The 17120-nt window shown below is 38.9% G+C and carries 16 protein-coding genes and 1 pseudogene; 12 read left to right on the top strand and 5 right to left on the bottom strand.

Features of this window, described 5'->3' with window-relative positions; all coding sequences use genetic code 11:
* Window positions 1–16: 16 nt before the first annotated feature.
* The 3 genes from NST12_RS11880 (at window position 17) to NST12_RS11870 (ending at window position 3663) form a co-directional block, all read left to right on the top strand.
* Window positions 17–757 (top strand): hypothetical protein, encoded by a 741-nt coding sequence (locus NST12_RS11880; protein WP_341101342.1) that lies wholly within the window; start codon window positions 17–19, stop codon window positions 755–757.
* Window positions 758–970: 213 nt separating this feature from the next.
* Window positions 971–2059 (top strand): hypothetical protein, encoded by a 1089-nt coding sequence (locus NST12_RS11875; protein ID WP_341101340.1) that lies wholly within the window; start codon window positions 971–973, stop codon window positions 2057–2059.
* A gap of 131 nt (window positions 2060–2190) precedes the next feature.
* The gene (locus tag NST12_RS11870; protein ID WP_341101338.1) at window positions 2191–3663 is read left to right on the top strand and encodes a hypothetical protein; all 1473 of its coding nucleotides are present in this window, start codon (window positions 2191–2193) and stop codon (window positions 3661–3663) included.
* A gap of 254 nt (window positions 3664–3917) precedes the next feature.
* Here the strand turns inward: NST12_RS11870 and NST12_RS11865 are convergent, their stop codons facing one another.
* Together NST12_RS11865 and NST12_RS11860 are read right to left on the bottom strand one after the other, a co-directional pair.
* Complete coding sequence (locus tag NST12_RS11865) at window positions 3918–4982, bottom strand: acyl-CoA dehydrogenase family protein (protein ID WP_327824258.1); 1065 nt, start codon at window positions 4980–4982, stop codon at window positions 3918–3920.
* Window positions 4983–5203: 221 nt separating this feature from the next.
* Entirely contained in the window at window positions 5204–5737 is a 534-nt protein-coding gene (locus NST12_RS11860; protein WP_341101337.1) for a DUF4242 domain-containing protein, read from the bottom strand.
* Window positions 5738–6022: 285 nt separating this feature from the next.
* Here NST12_RS11860 and NST12_RS11855 point away from each other — a divergent pair, with 285 nt between their 5' ends.
* Window positions 6023–6469 carry a winged helix-turn-helix transcriptional regulator gene (locus tag NST12_RS11855; RefSeq protein ID WP_327824259.1) on the top strand — a complete coding sequence of 149 codons (447 nt, stop codon included), beginning with the start codon at window positions 6023–6025 and terminating at the stop codon, window positions 6467–6469.
* Window positions 6470–6585: 116 nt separating this feature from the next.
* Here NST12_RS11855 and NST12_RS11850 read toward each other — a convergent pair.
* A pseudogene (locus NST12_RS11850) lies at window positions 6586–7243 on the bottom strand (ABC transporter permease); the annotation flags it as partial.
* A 110-nt stretch (window positions 7244–7353) separates the two neighbouring features.
* On the opposite strand from NST12_RS11850, the gene NST12_RS11845 reads away from it, so the two are divergent.
* Entirely contained in the window at window positions 7354–8637 is a 1284-nt protein-coding gene (locus NST12_RS11845) for an IS110 family transposase (protein ID WP_048622726.1), read from the top strand.
* A 495-nt stretch (window positions 8638–9132) separates the two neighbouring features.
* Here the strand turns inward: NST12_RS11845 and NST12_RS11840 are convergent, their stop codons facing one another.
* Window positions 9133–10098, bottom strand: coding sequence for an ABC transporter substrate-binding protein (locus NST12_RS11840; RefSeq protein ID WP_341101335.1), 966 nt, complete (start codon window positions 10096–10098; stop codon window positions 9133–9135).
* A 110-nt stretch (window positions 10099–10208) separates the two neighbouring features.
* Window positions 10209–10994: an ABC transporter ATP-binding protein gene (locus tag NST12_RS11835; protein ID WP_327824261.1), complete on the bottom strand. Its 786-nt coding sequence runs from the start codon at window positions 10992–10994 to the stop codon at window positions 10209–10211.
* A gap of 401 nt (window positions 10995–11395) precedes the next feature.
* Here NST12_RS11835 and NST12_RS11830 point away from each other — a divergent pair, with 401 nt between their 5' ends.
* The 7 genes from NST12_RS11830 to NST12_RS11800 all read left to right on the top strand — a co-directional run bounded on the left by NST12_RS11830 (window position 11396) and on the right by NST12_RS11800 (window position 17102).
* Complete coding sequence (locus tag NST12_RS11830; RefSeq protein WP_341101333.1) at window positions 11396–11761, top strand: PadR family transcriptional regulator; 366 nt, start codon at window positions 11396–11398, stop codon at window positions 11759–11761.
* The gene (locus NST12_RS11825) at window positions 11727–12395 is read left to right on the top strand and encodes a hypothetical protein (RefSeq protein WP_341101331.1); all 669 of its coding nucleotides are present in this window, start codon (window positions 11727–11729) and stop codon (window positions 12393–12395) included. Before NST12_RS11830 ends, NST12_RS11825 begins: the two co-directional genes overlap by 35 nt.
* A gap of 679 nt (window positions 12396–13074) precedes the next feature.
* Window positions 13075–13890 carry a glutamate racemase gene (gene racE, locus NST12_RS11820; protein ID WP_048624508.1) on the top strand — a complete coding sequence of 272 codons (816 nt, stop codon included), beginning with the start codon at window positions 13075–13077 and terminating at the stop codon, window positions 13888–13890.
* An 84-nt stretch (window positions 13891–13974) separates the two neighbouring features.
* Complete coding sequence (locus NST12_RS11815) at window positions 13975–15042, top strand: GerMN domain-containing protein (protein ID WP_048623787.1); 1068 nt, start codon at window positions 13975–13977, stop codon at window positions 15040–15042.
* Window positions 15043–15238: 196 nt separating this feature from the next.
* Complete coding sequence (gene rph / locus NST12_RS11810; RefSeq protein ID WP_327796897.1) at window positions 15239–16009, top strand: ribonuclease PH; 771 nt, start codon at window positions 15239–15241, stop codon at window positions 16007–16009.
* On the top strand, window positions 16009–16617 hold the full coding sequence (locus tag NST12_RS11805; RefSeq protein ID WP_048624507.1) for an XTP/dITP diphosphatase: 609 nt from the start codon (window positions 16009–16011) through the stop codon (window positions 16615–16617). Before rph ends, NST12_RS11805 begins: the two co-directional genes overlap by 1 nt.
* A complete protein-coding gene (locus tag NST12_RS11800) occupies window positions 16614–17102 on the top strand; it encodes a metallophosphoesterase (RefSeq protein WP_003355556.1) in 489 nt (162 codons plus the stop codon). The genes NST12_RS11805 and NST12_RS11800 overlap by 4 nt, the downstream gene beginning before the upstream one ends.
* Window positions 17103–17120 lie beyond the last annotated feature (18 nt).

Here is a 17120-nt window from a genome sequence, read left to right as displayed (position 1 = left end):
AGGAGAGCGACTAAAAATGCCCATGATGAAAGAGATTTGGACACCTATGAAATGGATAGGTGTCCGATATTTTAAGGACAAACATCAAAATGTCTATTATAAAAAAGTAAGGAATCGCAATCGTGTGCCGACGAAGCCGTTTTGGACTTACAAACCCCTTATTGTCTTAGTAGCTGCCGCTATTCTGGGTGGCGGCGGGTATGGCGGCTATCGATATGCAATGAATAAAATGTCAGAACAATTATTGTCGGAAGTATCCAAAGAAATAGACAACCAGGATGTACAGAAAATGCTGAAAGATCCGGACGTCCAAAAAGCGTTGAAGGAAGGAACGGGAACAGGCGATTCGACAGCAGTGGCGGATTCAGATAACGCAGCAAGCCAGAATGCTTCAATGTCAGCCGACAAACAGCAAGCTTTATCTCAGCCTGTTTCAGCGGATCCGTCATCAGGACAAGCTGCCAAAACGTCTAAGCAAAATGAGGCTTCTTCCGGACAAACAGGCAATTCTGCTGAGAAGACCACTCAAACGAAGAGCGATCGATCGACAGGCTCAAGTTCAGGCATTCATTTTCATTCCAAACAAGAAGCAACTCGTTTTGTATTAAGCAAGTTTTCTGTGTCTGAACTTTACCAGATGAAAAACATGTATCAAAAAGGCGAAAAAGAAGAAGTAAAATCGAAAGTCTTTTCCCGACTATCACCAGCGGAAATAAAAGCGCTGGAAGAAGTGGCTGCAAAAGAGTCGAAAAAGTAAACTTTCCCCCTGCTATATTTCTGGCAGGGGGATTTTACGAGAATAAAAGAGCGTATCAGTTCTTTTATTCTCGTAAAAGCAGACAGCAACTATTGGGAATATAACTGGTTGCAAGTGCTTCTATTGAGTTTCATATGTGATGGAAAAGCTGAACAAAAAATTGGTTCAGTTTTTTCATAAATAAAATTTTTAACGAAGAGGAGTGGAAAAAAGATGAAAGAATTTCGTTGGGGTAGAAAAGCTATGACCGCAGTACTGGTGACATCCATAGTTTCTGCACCGTTGTTGCCGACAGAAAGCATTTTCTTGCCTAAGGCGGAAGCGGCATCTGTTGCGACCAGCAATGTAAATGCAGAGATTGACCAGATTGCCAATCGTTTCTTTAAATTTTATCAGTATGCAGATGCAAAGACATTGGGGAATGTACAGTATAACATCCGTAAGCTCAATCAAGCAAATGTACTCAGTGCTTTTGCTGCTGCGGGCGGGGATTTGTCGAAACTTAAATCAAAGGAAAAGAAAGAGGCATTTGTAACATTAGTCAAACAAACCGCAGCCATTGTCTATACAAAGCATCAAAGTCCAGAAGCCTTGTCGCATGCCATTAAAAACTTCCAAGTTCAAAACCGCGATGCCTTTAATACGTTATTTGATCAAGACGGCACAGTAACGGCGGATGAACTTGTCCGTTTCTTGAAAGACTTAGAACCTAATTTAGAATTATCGATTATTGCGGGGATAAAAAATGGCGATTCGTATGATCAAGTGGTAGAAAGAGCTGTACGAAACACGTTAAAAAACAAAGAATATGCAAACTTAAACGGCCGCTTAGCCAATGCGGGTCTCAATGTTCAAACGTTGTTTAAAATGCAAACCATTTTAAACGACCGCTTCGTAGATCCTGCCAATAAACAAGGGATAAAACCGGGACGTTCCACGTTATTATCCAGCGCTTTTAAAGCAAAAGGCGCAGCTTTAACAAAAAATCAACAAAATCAGCTTTCGTTTAGTGTTCCGGTTTATCCGATCGGGAATGTGGATTTAACAAGAGCATTGACTTGGAGTGTCGATAAGCCTAAAGTGGCAACTGTAAAAGGAAATCAGCTTTATATTAAGAAAGCCGGTGATATTACGGTATCAGCTATTCTAGGAAAGACTGGAATCGTACTCGGTTCTCAATCCTTCCATGTCGACCCTACTTCACACGGGAAAGACAAGGGAGATAAGCCACATAAAAATAAAGGACCAAAACACGTTCTTCAAAATGTCAAAAACTTGCATCATGCTCTCTTGAACAAGTAAAAACGGATCATGAACAACTCATTTGCAAGAAACATATTGAAACAAGAATCTTGATTTGCACTTCGGCCCTTACGTATACTACGCAAGGGCCATTTTTATCATCTGATTTTATTCAGAAAAGAGGTCCAGTGATGAAAAAACTGCTTCTTCTTTTTCCCATTATTCTGTTTGTCGCTGGGTGCAGTATGAGTGAACAATCAACGAATAAACAAAGCGTTGCCGTAATTCATAATCTGACAGCGGAAAAAGCCGATAAATCCGCTTATAAGGCTTATGGGGACGGACGAAGCCATCCACTAAAAAAGAAATTTTCCACACGATTAGAAGCGGAAAAAGAATATCCTTTTCTAAGAAGCTATTTACGCAAATATCCTAATGTAGATTGGAAAAATTTAGAGGTTGATTTTTGTGCGATTCAGCAATCATTGATGGATGGCCATGAAACGAGAATCCCTCCAGGTACCTACCTCATAAATAGGCCGATTGAACAAGAGAATATGCGCCTGATCGGTGAGGGAAGAGGCAAATCTAAATTGGTTCAAACGGACACCACTCAGCCTGTGCTCATCACAGGTGGCGTTCCATACATATCTGATTTATACATCGGTCATTCTTCCCTTCCTTCTTCTAAAGAGAAAGTTCCCAATGGCACCGGAATCTACTTAAAAACTGGATTACGAGACGGAGCGGTTCTGGAACGATTGTATATTGAAAGCAATACTAGCGGCATCTATCTTTGTGAAAACAGCAAAGTTCATCTCTATTCTTCCTCTATTCGTGATATCCGTATTACTCGTTTTCGTCACTCCGCCATGTTTTTGGCAAGCAGGGGAAACACAGGAAATGTCATTTCGAATATATATGCGGTGAATTGGAATGACTACAACAAAAAAACAAAACTGCAAGCGAAATACGGTATGGTACTTAAAGGATTTGATGATGGGATTATTATGCAGTTGAATATCGAACATGGTTTATACGGCAAGGGAATCATTTTAAGCGGAAGCAACATCGATCTTGACAGTATTCACTTTGAAGGATACGAACCGAGTGAAAACTATGGTTCTTTTTTCTATATAGACGGAGATTCGAAAACCACTATCCGAAACACATCTCTTGTCTACAGCCGATTCGATGAAAAGAAAGCGCCGAATTACTCCATTCTTTCCGTGGGAAATAACGCCAACATCGTCATGGACGGTTTTCGTGAAAGAAAAAATAACGTTATCGGATCCCCGCGTTTACGAAAATTTTACGGAACCTCTACAATCGAAAACAAAGCGAGTATCAAAGCGGATAATTTTTATATGGAAGACAGGCTGTTTCGATCGGATGATTACTTTCCCATCCATCCTGTGATCCCGATCGTCAGGCAGTACAATAATGAACGATATTTTTGGATGGAAGGAGACACAAGGCATTTTGTGAAATCATCCATGCCTCAAAGCGGCACCTATCAAAAAGGAGATATTGTTCATAACGCAGATGCCGCTAAACAACTAGCTAAAGGCAAACCATTTGTCGAAGAATGGATTCGTCTAACAAACGGAAACCACCATATATTAGGAAAAGACTGGATGGAAGTCAAAAAACAAGTAAAATAGCCCTTCTTTTTTCATTTTTCAAGCTGAAAACCGTTACTCCATAAGGAATCAATTTTTGTAGGGTAAGGTTGCTTGTGTTGATGCAATGAAAAGTATGATGGATTGATTTAATATTGGAAAGTACAACGAGAAACTTCGAATGATGTATCACTATATTTCTGAAAAAGGCAGGAGTAGAAAATAAGTTTTAATCAAACCTTTTCCACCTCTATTATAACCGTTTTGATTTCGGTAAGGCGTTTGTTTCTTCAAATCTAGCTATTTAGCAGTTTCTCCAAATGTTTAACAGTAGGTGTTAAGTTTACAAGAAAATAGGATTCTCTTAATCTGCGAGATGGATCGCATTGTTGAAAATAGCCAGCTCCTCCATGATGTAACATCGCACCATGTACTGCTTTTAGAGTTAAATATGCGATATTTAACCGAATTTCCAATAAGTCCTCCCAATGTTGAGTCAGATCGGAATTTTGAATTAGGTGGAATGTCTTTTCACGAATCGATATCAGTTCATTTTCTAATTCGTCAGGTTGAATAGGTAAATATTGGTTGCATCCATTTTGTTTATTTTGTATTTTTTTCATAGATTGGATGGATGCGTCTGTGACTCCCAATCCTAGTGGGATTTGATACATTACGAATTTAGGACGAATTTTTTTGACGAATTCATCTGCTTGCTTAGAAATGATCCATTGATCCGGAATAAACACTTCATTAAAGGTGCAGGAATAGGTTGCACTTCCGTTTAACCCTAAATATTCTTGTTTTCCTTTTAATTCTAATCCTTGAATGTTACATGGAACAAACGCCATGACCTGCTTTTTTTCATGAACGGATGCGACAATACCGAACCAATGGTTTTGGCCAAGGTTTGAGACAGATGGTAAATGCCCATTAATGACAAATCCTTCTGAAACACGTTCTGCTTTCAAACGGAGAGATTCAAGTCCTGCGTAACTTTTCATAGGATTTGAAAGTCCGGTTGCGCCAAGTACCTTTCCATTTTCAAGGAGTGGTAAAAGAAGATTCTTGAGATAAGCATTTTCACACGTTCGCAAGTATGTTAGTGCCGCTAAGTGGCACCAAATAGTAAAAGCTGTTGTCATGCAGACTTTAGCCGTTTCTTCGACTAATTTCATTTCTCTGATAAGAACGTCTGTTGCAGGAAGGCCAGTTGATAAAAAGAAACCATGTTTTCCAAGGCTTTCTAAATATTCTCGAGGATAATAGGCATTAACGTCAATTTTTTTTACCAAAGGCTTTAATTGTTTATAAAGCAATTCTTGTAAAGTTTTTTTTGCTCCGGATTCCATTACAGCCATTCACCGATAACCTCCTATCTGATATGGCATTGTTTATCAAATCGTTGGCAGAAGGAAATATCATTTAAGGTAATAATAAAAATGAATGTTTCGAAAAATGAAAATATACTTTGTAAAAGGCTTTTTTTCAAAATAGTGTCAGCAGGGAAGCAAGATTCACCTCATTATAGTCAAGCCTCAGCCGGAATATAAAAATTCCAGCTGAGGCTTTTTCAATATGATTATTTTCCGGGCAAAATTTCTGTGATGGTATCGATAGGCGTTTTCACCGCTTCACGAGCCTTTTTGACGGCCGATTCGTCAGGGGCGTCATAAAAACAAAGACATTTTGTCATGTCTTCGCAAACATAGGTCCTAGAGAACGTAACTTCCGGAACCTCGGCATAATGTACGGAATTCTTTTTCTTTCTATCTAAGTATTCCTCCATGGTGAGATTCTCGGGAAGATTCCATTCAACTAAGTAATTCACCGTATCCGCTTCTTTTTTAACTTCTTCAATACTTTTTCCAACTATACGGACTGGTTTAATGAGAGTAATAGGAATGCCTAACTCTCTTAATTTGTTATTCAGAATACTCCGTTCTTTGCATTCGAAAATGAAAAATGCTCTTGAAAAATCTTTGGATACTTGCACTTCTATTAGACTTGTATCATTCTGGCCAAGTGCTGTCTGAATATCAGAAACTTTTTTTTCAAAACTTTCTTTATTTTTTACTTTTCCGTTAAAATATGATTCCACTAAGTAAAGAGCCATAACAGCGCCTCCTTTATCATTATAACCTAAAATTCCTATAGAGATAATATGATTTGATAAGGTAATTTTATTATAGTTGATTCAAAAAATCAACCTTAAAATCAATTTAATTGATAAAATTCAGAATTATTGATCAGGAAATAAACTTATAGAACAGAAATCTTCTAAGCAAGGCATTTGGAATTTCATTTTATAGGAAATTTTGATTACCTTTGCATAGAACAAAATTTCTATTCTATGAAAGTTGAGTTATAATTTAACGAAAAAGAGAACTGGGGGTTTTTTATGAGGGAAAAATATGATTTACCTTGTAATATTGCTCAATCATTGAATATTATCGGTGACCGCTGGACTTTATTGATTATTCACGAAATTTTATTAGGGCATAATACATTTAGCGAAATCAGAAAAGCCTTGAAAGGGATATCTTCTAATCTATTATCGGATCGTTTGAAATATTTAGAAGAAAGTGGTTTGATCACTTCGACTTTATATTCTGAACACCCACCAAGATACAAATATATGTTAACGGAAAGCGGGCAGGATTTGGAAATGGTGTTTAATGCCTTAATCCTTTGGGGCAGAAGGCATTTAAAAAAATGTTACAAAAAATTAGTCCATGCATCATGTCAACATGAAGTGGAAATCTCTTATTATTGTCCTCACTGTAAAACCAATGTAGAAGACCTAGCCGTTGTAGAAATAGAGGGCGACAATAAAGATATTCAATAAAAATGAGAAAAGAGGATATTCAGTTCTACAAAAGAACGTATATCCTCTTTTTTGAAAATATAACATTTTTTGCATTTATTTTGAGAATAGATCTATTTCCATTTTTTCATTCGTTATTATTTGACCACATTCCCCCAATGTTTTTCTACCCATTTTTCCAACAAACGTATAGCTTTATCAAGAATAAGTCCTAAAATACCGATTAAGATAATTCCGGCTAAAACAAGCTCCAAACTTAGCGAGTTTCTTGCATCGACGATTAAATAGCCCAATCCGGACTGCGCTCCGACCATCTTCCCCTGCAACGAGGAAAATCCAAGCTGTACCCAATGCGAGGTGAAGACCATTGGCGATAAACGGAAAAGCCGCTGGAAAAATGATTTTGGCCATTAAATAAGGTTGCTTAATTTCAAAGTTTTCTGCTACTTTTAAGTACGTACGATCCACTTTTTTTACAGCGGAAACGGTTGAAAGTAAAACCGGGAAGAATGCGGCGATAAATATAATCATAATCGCAGGGATATTTCCGATTCCAAACCATAAAACAATAAAAGGTGACCAGGCAATGGGTGAGATTGGTCTTAGGACTTGTACGATTGGATCAATGATATTCCATAATTTTTCTAGGTTGCCTAAAATGAGACCCAATATAACAGCGGAAACCACTGCTGATAAATAGCCGATGAAAAATCGGATAAGACTCACTTTCAAATGGACAAATAGAGTTCCGGTGGTGATAAGAGTCCAAATTCCTTTACATACTTTTAAAGGAGCATTCCTGTAATGAGGAAATTTGAGGTTTGATAAAAAAAAGTCCCCTTGGTATAGTACAGGGTGTCAATGCGCGTTGACCCCGAATTTCAATAAACCAAGGAGGACTCAAAATGAATTATACACAAAATCAAAAAATCTCTCAAATTACACCATCAACTCTCATTGTAGGTATTGATGTAGCTAAAGAAAAGCACGTTGCCCGTTTTCAAGATGACCGAGGCTTAGAATTTGGCAAGAGATTGATCTTTGAAAATCGTATACACGGCTTTCAAACCTTATTAGATTGGGTTAATCATATTCAAAAAGAAAATCATAAGGACCACGTGATTTTTGGAATGGAGCCAACAGGTCATTATTGGCTAAATCTTGCCTACTTTCTTAAGGCAAAAGGATATGATGTAGTGCTAGTGAATCCCATGCACGTCAAAAAAAGTAAAGAGCTTGATGACAATTCGCCTACAAAAAACGATACAAAAGATGCTCGTGTCATTGCACAGTTAATGAAAGATGGGCGATACTCCGTACCGAACCTATTAGAGGGCGTATACGCTGAACTAAGGGAAGGCGTCAAATTACGAGATCAGCTCATCAAACAGCTTATGATCATTGAAGGGCGGATTGAAAACGTCATTCAGCGCTTTTTCCCAGAGTTTTTCGATGTGTTTGGAGATTGGAAAGGTAAAGCAGCCTTTTATACCTTGCGCATGTTTCCATTTCCCTCTCATATTCAAAAGTTGTCACCAGAAGAAGTGCTGCAAAAATGGAAACCGTATGTACAGCGTGGGGTTGGGCTGAAACGAGCAACCCGACTCGTAGAAGTAGCGAAAAAGAGCGTTGGGATTGAGACAGGAATCCAGTTCGCAAAAAGAGAATTGGATTGCCTATTGGATCAATATGAGCTTTACAAGAAACAGTTAGCACAACTAGATGAAGAACTAGAAGGTGTTGTTGAAAGCATACCAGGTGCGAAACAAATGACCAATATCCCGGGACTTAGTTACACTACCATTGCTTTGTTCTTTGCGGAAGTAGGAGATTTAACCAAGTACAATCATCCGCAACAATTAGTCAATCTGGCAGGGCTTTCTTTAAGAGAACACAGTTCAGGAAAGTATAAAGGGCAAACACGCATAACCAAAAGGGGTCGAAGACGTTTACGAAAAGCATTATACCTGGCCATTCGACCATTGGTTGCCCATAATCCTGTATTTAAAGCCTTGCATCATTACTATACCAATCGGCCAGACAGGCCGTTAAAAAAACAACAGTCTCTGATTGCCTTGTGTTGTAAATTATTACGTGTGTTATTTGCCATTGGTAAGAAACAGTGTGAGTTTGATGGATTAAAGCTATTAAAGGGATTACCTCAAATAAAAGCATTACAGGCTGCATAAAAGCTTTCAAACGACTTGTTATTCTGACAAACACCAATAGTGCAGAGTTGGAGTATATTTTCACCATTCGGGCATTAGACCCTGTAAAGGAGCATATCCAACCTCCACCTCATGGATACGCAGGACGAAGGAATGTGTGGATCTTATAATCCAGTGATACATGGGAGGGTGAGCGACCATGAGAAGTGTGGAGACTTCTTGCACGGTCATACATGATATTACAGATATTGTAAATCTGTATTATAGGATGCACCTTACCATGTAAATATATTGAATAAATACAAGAAATTTACACTCATTTGAGGTGAAGAAGCTATTATGTGTTAGCGAAATTTAAAGAAAACGCGAGAATTTTGAAGAAAATTAAAGTTTATAGAGGGAGGAGGGAAGAGGGCCTCATCGTAGTTTCCCACCCAAATGATGGTTTGCCATAAAGCAATGAGTATTGTAAATCCGATGATGATGTTTGAGATTTTTTTGGCAATGTTCATGTTCTCACTTCACTTTATCTATTAATGAATTATCGACAAATTCCGTATAGGATGGAGGATTTTTAGACATTCCTGTTTCTATCATGTACTTTCTAAGTTCTTGATAGGATTTCTTGTCCAGTTTTAAATCTTGGAATGAAATCCATTTTAAGGATAAATCAAGCACCTTTTTATTGACGTTCATATATTTGGAGGCAACCTTATAGGTGTAGGAATCTTTTAATTCTGCTTTTTTTCCGGCTTTAACATATTCATCCACGAATTCTTGAGCGGTATTTCTTTTATGACGGATGAAATCATTTCTTAAAACTAGTACACAGCATACAGAATCTTTCCACAAATCTTTTGATTGAAATAACACTTTCCCTTTATTCATCGCTACAGACAGGGCTCCAAAAGGTTCTGCGACTGCGTAGCCAGATATTCTACCTTCAGAAAGGGCCGCTGGCATTTCAGCGGGCGGAAGTTCGACGGTCTTTACATCTTTATAGTTGAAACCATCCCGCTTCAACATTTGATAGAGCAATATATTATGTGTTGAAAACTTATGAGGAATGGCGAAGCTTTTTCCTTTTAAGTCTTTTACATTGTGAATATCTTTAGACGTGACGATGACATTTCCGTCTCTGTGGCCTAGAGCTATTGCCTTTAAATCAATGCCTTGTTCTTTTGCTTTTATCGCCAGTTCAGCCAATACACTTGCTCCATCAATTCGCCCTGTATTCAATGCATCCATCAGTTCAGGCCATGAACCGAATTTAATGAGTTCAATATTGAAAGGAGATTGACTTTTTATTTGTTCTTTTTCTATATATAGAGGAATGGCGTGGGTAATCGGCAAGTACCCTATTTTGATTGTTTGCTTTTCATTTACGTGGGAATCAGTAGGATCAGATTGACAAGCAGATAAGCTGCTGAAAACGAACGTCAGGATGAATAGAGTGATGATTTGTTTCCTTAATTTTTTCATGAAATAAGCCTCCTTTTGATAGTTCCGTTTCCTTGCAGTGGAATGGTTATTTTTATCTAAATATTTTGTTAATTGCGGCGAAAAAGATGTTCATTTCCTGGTTTAGTCAGTTAAATATGATAATCAATAGGAGAAGTCGGATGATGAAAATGAAATTCTTCAAGAATGATCTTTCGATAATATTGGAAATCTGAGTGACCCCGATCTCTAGGTCTAGAGTTCTGAATTTTCAGTTCTCGATGGATTTGCCCGGGATTTGCGCTCATCATGAACACTCTGTCTGATAGGTACACTGCTTCGTCGATATCATGAGTCACTAGAACGATGGTTGTCTTTTCTTTAGCTTGAAGCCGTAAAAGTTCATCTTGCAAATAATAACGATTAAAAGTATCCAAAGCCGCAAACGGTTCATCCATCAAAATGACTTCTGGCTGAAGAGCGAGCGCACGAGCGATTGCAACTCGTTGTTGCATTCCTCCGGATAATTCATTAGGAAAGCGGTCGGCATTTTCATGTAAGCCAACTAGTTTGAGATAATCGAAAGCCCGATCTCTACGCTCTTTGGGGGCTAACTTTAAACTTTCAAGGCCCAGCTCTACATTTTTAAGAACGGAACGCCAAGGAAGGAGACCATAATGTTGGAATAGCATAACACATCGTCGGCTTGGTCTTTCCACTACTTTTCCGTCAAACAGGACACGACCTTGGTCTGGCTTTTCAAAACCGCCGATTATGTTTAAAAGTGTAGTTTTTCCGCAGCCGCTTTGACCTAAGATCGAGATGATCTCCCCTCTTTCTATATGAAAAGATATTTGTTGGAGGACTGGTTCCGGTTTTCCTTTATTCGGAAAACTTTTATTCAAATTTTCCACTTGAATAATGGTTGCACTCTCCATTTCCTTACCACCTTTCGTCATTTCAAAAATGTAAATAAATCATTTAAGCTATGAATTTGTTTCCATCGGCACCCTAAAAACATTAATTCCTATAGGTTTAATTGTATTAATATTTGCTAGTCATTTTATTATAGTTTGTTCAAAAAATCAACTGTATTTTACGACCTTTCTAAATATTCTTGAATCGACCAAAAATCACCCGTCAATACCAAAAAGAGCGGTATCTGTACAAGATCAAATCTTGATTTCTTCCACTTAGATTGATATGATTAAGTCACTACCTTATTTAGCAAGATAGCAGATTTTTGGTTGAGTAACTTGTTTAACAAGATACCGTGTTTGATCATGGTTTTGATCTTCCTAAGTTTTAGCAAGATAGAGGAATGTGTGGTGAATGATCTTTGTCATTAAAAAGTCAATTGCTGAAAGGAGTTTTAGAAGGATGTATTTTGGCGGTGATTGCCCGTGAAGAAATTTATGGGTATGAATTAAGCATGAAGCTGGTCGAGTATGGATTGACGTTTGTGAGTGAAGGAAGCATTTATCCGGTGCTTCTGCGCATGCAAAAAGAGAATCTTATTTCTGGAACTCTGAAAGATTCTCCGAACGGTCCAAAACGAAAATATTACCGGTTGACCGATTCAGGGCGACAACAGTTGGAAGAATTTAAAGAAAATTGGATGGACCTGAAGGTTGCAGTCGATCATATTTTGAATCAAAGGAGTGAGAACTATGACAGCAGAAGAGATGATCCAAGTAAACAATGAACGACGGAAGCAATTGAACGAGGAAAACAGGAAGTATTATGAAAACATGCTTGTTTATTTGCGGCTCAGTTCCATTCCGGAAAAAAAGACGGAGGAACTGCTGCTGGAAATGCTGGACCATTTGCTGATCGCCCAAGAAGAAGGGCGGTCGGCGGAAGACGTATTTGGCAAAAATCCGGAATCCTATTGCAAAGAAGTCGTGCAAACAATGGGCAAACAATCGTATTTCAGGTTCAGTCGTTTTGCCTTCATCTTTGGGATCGGCTTGTATATTGTTTTTTTCATAGACGGCATTTCCCGATTGATCATTTATCCTTTGTTAAACCAATTTACCGATCTGCCTCCGGTAAAAGGGTTTTCTGTTGATTATTTCTTTACACCTATTTTTATGTGTCTTGTCATCGACATTATTTTACTGTTTCTGAGGGAATCCACGTTTAAGAAATTTAGCGTCCGCGTATTATTAGGATATGTTTTTCCTATTACGATCGCCTATTTTTTACCGCTCGTCATCTATTTTTTCTTAAAAGATATTCTGCCTGTCATTCCAATACCTGCATGGGCTAGTTTGCTGATCGGCCTTTTGCTTTGGATAATCCATAAAGTTGTGTTTAAGCATGTGGATATATATTGACAGCTGTTTTTCTAATAAGCAAAAAGGTCATGTAAAGACGCTTTTAACAAAAGGAAGTCCCTCAACGATTGAGGAACGGATGAGTGATTAAAAATGGAAGAAAGTTGTACACATCTGAAAGAAACCGGGATGGTTTTTAACCATAAGAGTGAGTTTCTTGTCTGTTGTTTTTTGAAAAATAAGGATATTCCCGCATTGTTCCGTGAAAAAATAGGCGAATCTTCACTCTTGAAAAACAAAGTAAAAAACGAGAAAATGTTTGATAGACTGCTGAAGCTTCTTTTCTCATAGAGTTCGTTAAGAAATGAAGAAACTAGGAAACTTTTAGAGCGAAAAGAATGTCGGTTTAGGAATGAAAATTTTCATATATACATAAAGAAATAGAACAAAGAGGCATTCTCAATGGCTCATGGAGATAAAGGATTTAGTCTTTGAGTTTTGAAGCATTTCTTTTCAGAAATTGAAAAAACGAACGAAACGTTTGTAAAACGGCGCTGCCATTTGCCAATAAGAAAATATTGCGGAAGATCCGTTCGTGCCGTTTAAGGCAGAAAAAATGAAAAAAGTGTTTCAGCAGCAATGGTTTTTATCGCATATTTAGAGAGTGATCATCTAAAACGGATGACATGATCAGAAAGATGCAACCAGAAAATACAAAAGAATGAGGCGAGATACATTGATAAACAGGCCAATAGGTGTAATAGATTCCGGAGTTGGGGGTCTTACAGTTGCTATTGAGATCATGAGGCAGCTCCCTCATGAAACGATATATTATATTGGTGACACAGCCAGATGTCCTTATGGGCCTAGACCCGTGGAAGAGGTCAAACAATTTACTTGGGAAATGACCCGCTATTTGCTTCGTTATGATATCAAGATGCTCGTGATCGCTTGCAATACAGCAACGGCTGCTGTTCTGGATGAGATTAGAGAAGCACTCGACATTCCGGTTATTGGAGTCATTCATCCCGGAGCGAGAGCGGCTATTAAAATGTCAAAACATTTTCGTATTGGGGTTCTAGGTACGATCGGCACCATTAAAAGCCGTGCGTATGAAAAAGCTCTTCATTCTATCAATAAGAATGTAAAGATCTTTCCGCTTGCATGTCCTAAGTTTGTTCCTTTGGTAGAAAGCGGGGAATATCATAGTGCCATGGCCAAAAAAATTGTAGCGGAAACATTGCTGCCGCTCAAAGATAAACAATTGGATACGTTGATATTAGGCTGCACTCATTATCCGCTTCTTGAACCGATTATTTCGTCATTCATGGGTGAAAATGTTGCGGTGATTAGTTCAGGAGAAGAAACAGCAAGAGAAGTGAGCGCCATATTGCATTATAAAGAACTTTTAAACATGGAGAAATCTTGTCTCCCTAATCGCTTCTTTACAACCGGATCTAAAGAGCTGTTTTATAAGATCGCTTCCGATTGGCTCCAAGATCCAACGATAGATGTTTCTACGATTCGTTTAGATGAAAATGAACTCGTTTTTTAAACTGCGGCGAATTTCTTTTGGAAAACGGTCTAATTTTCCTCACCAGCTCGTATACATGTAGTACAAACTGTGTGAGGAGGTTTCATGATGGTCAAAAAGAAAACTCTCGTCGCGGCGGCTGTCATTTTATCGTCTATTTATTTGACAGGATGCGGATTGCTCGGCAGCAATGAAAAGAAAGAGAACATTGATCCACCGCAAAAAGTAACTTATTTAAAAGAGGACGGGTCCTTAAAAGAATTGCAACATCAATCTGCTCAGGACATGAAAAAAGAAGACGTAATGATGACAGATTTGTATCTGATAGATAAAAACGGTTATGTAGTATCGCAGACGCTGCCGCTTCCCAAAACGCAAAGCATCGCCAAAGAAGCGCTTGAATATCTGGTAGACGACGGGCCGGTGTCAAATATGCTTCCGAACGGGTTCAGAGCGGTGCTGCCGGCCGGCACGGAAGTACGAAGCGTTCAAATTAAAGATGGAAAGGCCATCGCGGACTTTTCTCCTGAATTTAAAGAGTACAAAGCGGAAGACGAAAAGAAAATTTTACAGGCTATTACTTGGACGTTGACGCAGTTTGACGCGGTGAAAAAAGTCGAACTGAGAGTGGACGGCCAGCCATTAAAAGAAATGCCAGTGGATGGGACAGCGATTGATCCCAATGGATTATCCAGAAACATCGGAATTAATTGGGATGTTGAAAACGTGGTCGACATCACGAATACAAGACCGATCACCGTTTATTATTTAGCTCAAGACGGAGAGAATTATTATTACGTCCCCGTCACAAAAAGAGTGAGCAACAATAATAAAGATAATGTTACGGCGGTCGTCAATGAGCTCATCAAAGGACCAAGCCCTTCGTCTGAACTGGTAAGCGAATTTATGCCGGATGTGAAACTGATTAGTGCTCCGGTGGTGAAGGATGGAAAAGTCACATTAAATTTTAATAAATCGATTTTAGGTAGTTTCGAGGAAAAAATGATCTCAAAAAATACGTTAAATCCTCTTGTGCTTTCTTTGACAGAACAGAAAGGGATTAAAAGTGTAACCGTTGAAGTGGATGGCAAGACGAACTTAGTAGACGACAAAGGAAAACCCATCAGCGAAACCGTTTCAAGGCCCGAGCATGTCAACACCGGTAGTTTCTAAAAAAATTTTTTTGGTATATTATATAATAGATCAAAACAGAGGTTGGCAAATGCCACCTCATTTTTATTGGACATATCGAAAAAGCGAAGCGACTGAAGAGTCAATAAAAAATCGTTCTCACGGTAATGGTGGAAGTTTCGGCCTTGCGGGGATTTTGCCGTGGGACAGGAGCTGCAGCTTAAAAGGAGGATCTATGGTGCGAGTAGATGGGAGACAAAAAAATGAATTAAGAGCGGTTAAGATCGATACGGATTTTTTAAAACATCCGGAAGGCTCCGTGCTTATCACCGTTGGAGATACACGGGTTATTTGCACCGCTAGTATCGAAGACCGTGTTCCCCCTTTTATGAGAGGGTCCGGTAAAGGATGGATTACAGCGGAATATTCCATGCTGCCACGGGCAACTGAGCAAAGAAATATAAGAGAATCTTCCAAGGGAAAAGTATCAGGAAGAACAATGGAAATTCAACGATTAATTGGGAGAGCTCTTCGGGCGGTTGTCGATTTGGAATCCATTGGCGAAAGAACGGTATGGATCGATTGCGATGTCATACAAGCAGATGGCGGAACACGCACCGCTTCGATTACCGGCGCCTTTGTAGCGATGGCAATGGCGTTGCATCAATTATCTATTCAAAAAGAAATGTCGACTTTTCCGGTGACCAATTTTCTGGCTGCTACTAGCGTAGGCATTTTACAAGGAGAGGGAGCAGTATTAGATTTAAATTATAAAGAAGATAGTGAAGCAATGGTGGATATGAATGTGGTCATGACTGGATCCGGAGATTTTGTAGAAATTCAAGGAACAGGAGAAGAGTCCACATTTTCCCATTCGCAGCTTCAAGAATTATTGTCATTGGCAGAAAAAGGGTTGCAAGAATTGATCGACATTCAAAAGCAAGCGCTAAGCGAAATAGCAGTGAAGATAGAAAGAAATATGTCAAAAGGTGGAGAAGCAAATCGATGATGCGAGAAGTTGTGATCGCCACGAAAAATAAGGGGAAAGCACTTGAATTTGAGCAAATGTTTCAACCGTTTCAGATTCAGGTAAAAACGCTTCTTGATCTTCCTGAATTCCCGGAAATCGAGGAAACGGGTGCGACATTTGAAGAAAATGCGATCATCAAAGCGGAATCGGTCATGAAAGAGACAAAAGCCATGGTTATGGCAGATGATTCAGGTTTGGTGATTGACGCGTTAGACGGCCGGCCGGGCGTGTATTCGGCCAGATACGCAGGTCCTGAAAAAGATGATGAAGCCAATATACAAAAGGTGTTAAGGGAATTGGAAGGAGTTCCTCTTTCGAAACGGACAGCTCGTTTTTATTGTGCTCTGGCTCTTGCAATTCCGGGACGAGAAACCATAACAGTGAACGGGACATGTGAAGGATTCATCACCTTTGAGAAAAAAGGGGCAAATGGGTTCGGATATGACCCTATTTTCTTTGTCCAAGGTTATGAGCGTACGATGGCGGAATTGCTTCCAAATGAAAAAAATAAAATCAGCCACCGCGCCGAAGCGTTGGCAAAAATGAGAACGATATTGGAACAATTGGAAAGGGAAAGTGTACTATGAAGCTTCTAGTTGTAAGTGACAGTCATGGGGACACGGAAATTTTAAAAGATTTAAAAGCACGCTACGAGCAAGAGATGGATGCCATGTTTCATTGTGGTGATTCTGAACTTCCGGCAGACAGTGAAGTAATGAAAGGCTATATTGTGGTTAGAGGAAATTGCGATATGGATGATCGCTATCCTTATGATATCGTGGAAGAGATAAAGGGTAAGAGAATATTTATGACACATGGACATCGCTACGATGTCAAAGCGTCTTTCTCGAAACTGAAACAGAAAGCAAAAGCAAACAAAGCTGATTTTGTGTTTTTCGGTCATTCTCATCAAGCGGTAGCGGAAAAAATAGGCGAAACGTTGTTTTTGAATCCGGGGAGCATTCTCTTGCCGCGAGGTAGAAAAGAAAGAACCTATGCAATCGTGGAATTGGATGGAGACGATTCGGTTGTTCATTTTTATAACGAACAACATCAGCTGTTAACGGATTGACAAGCGGCATTTAATACA

The sequence above is a fragment of the Bacillus sp. FSL W8-1127 genome (assembly GCF_038006725.1).
GTDB classification, from domain to species: Bacteria; Bacillota; Bacilli; order Bacillales; family DSM-4216; genus Bacillus_O; species Bacillus_O smithii.
The sequence above is the reverse complement of the archived record's forward strand: the minus strand, read 5'-3'. Positions and strand labels throughout refer to the sequence as shown.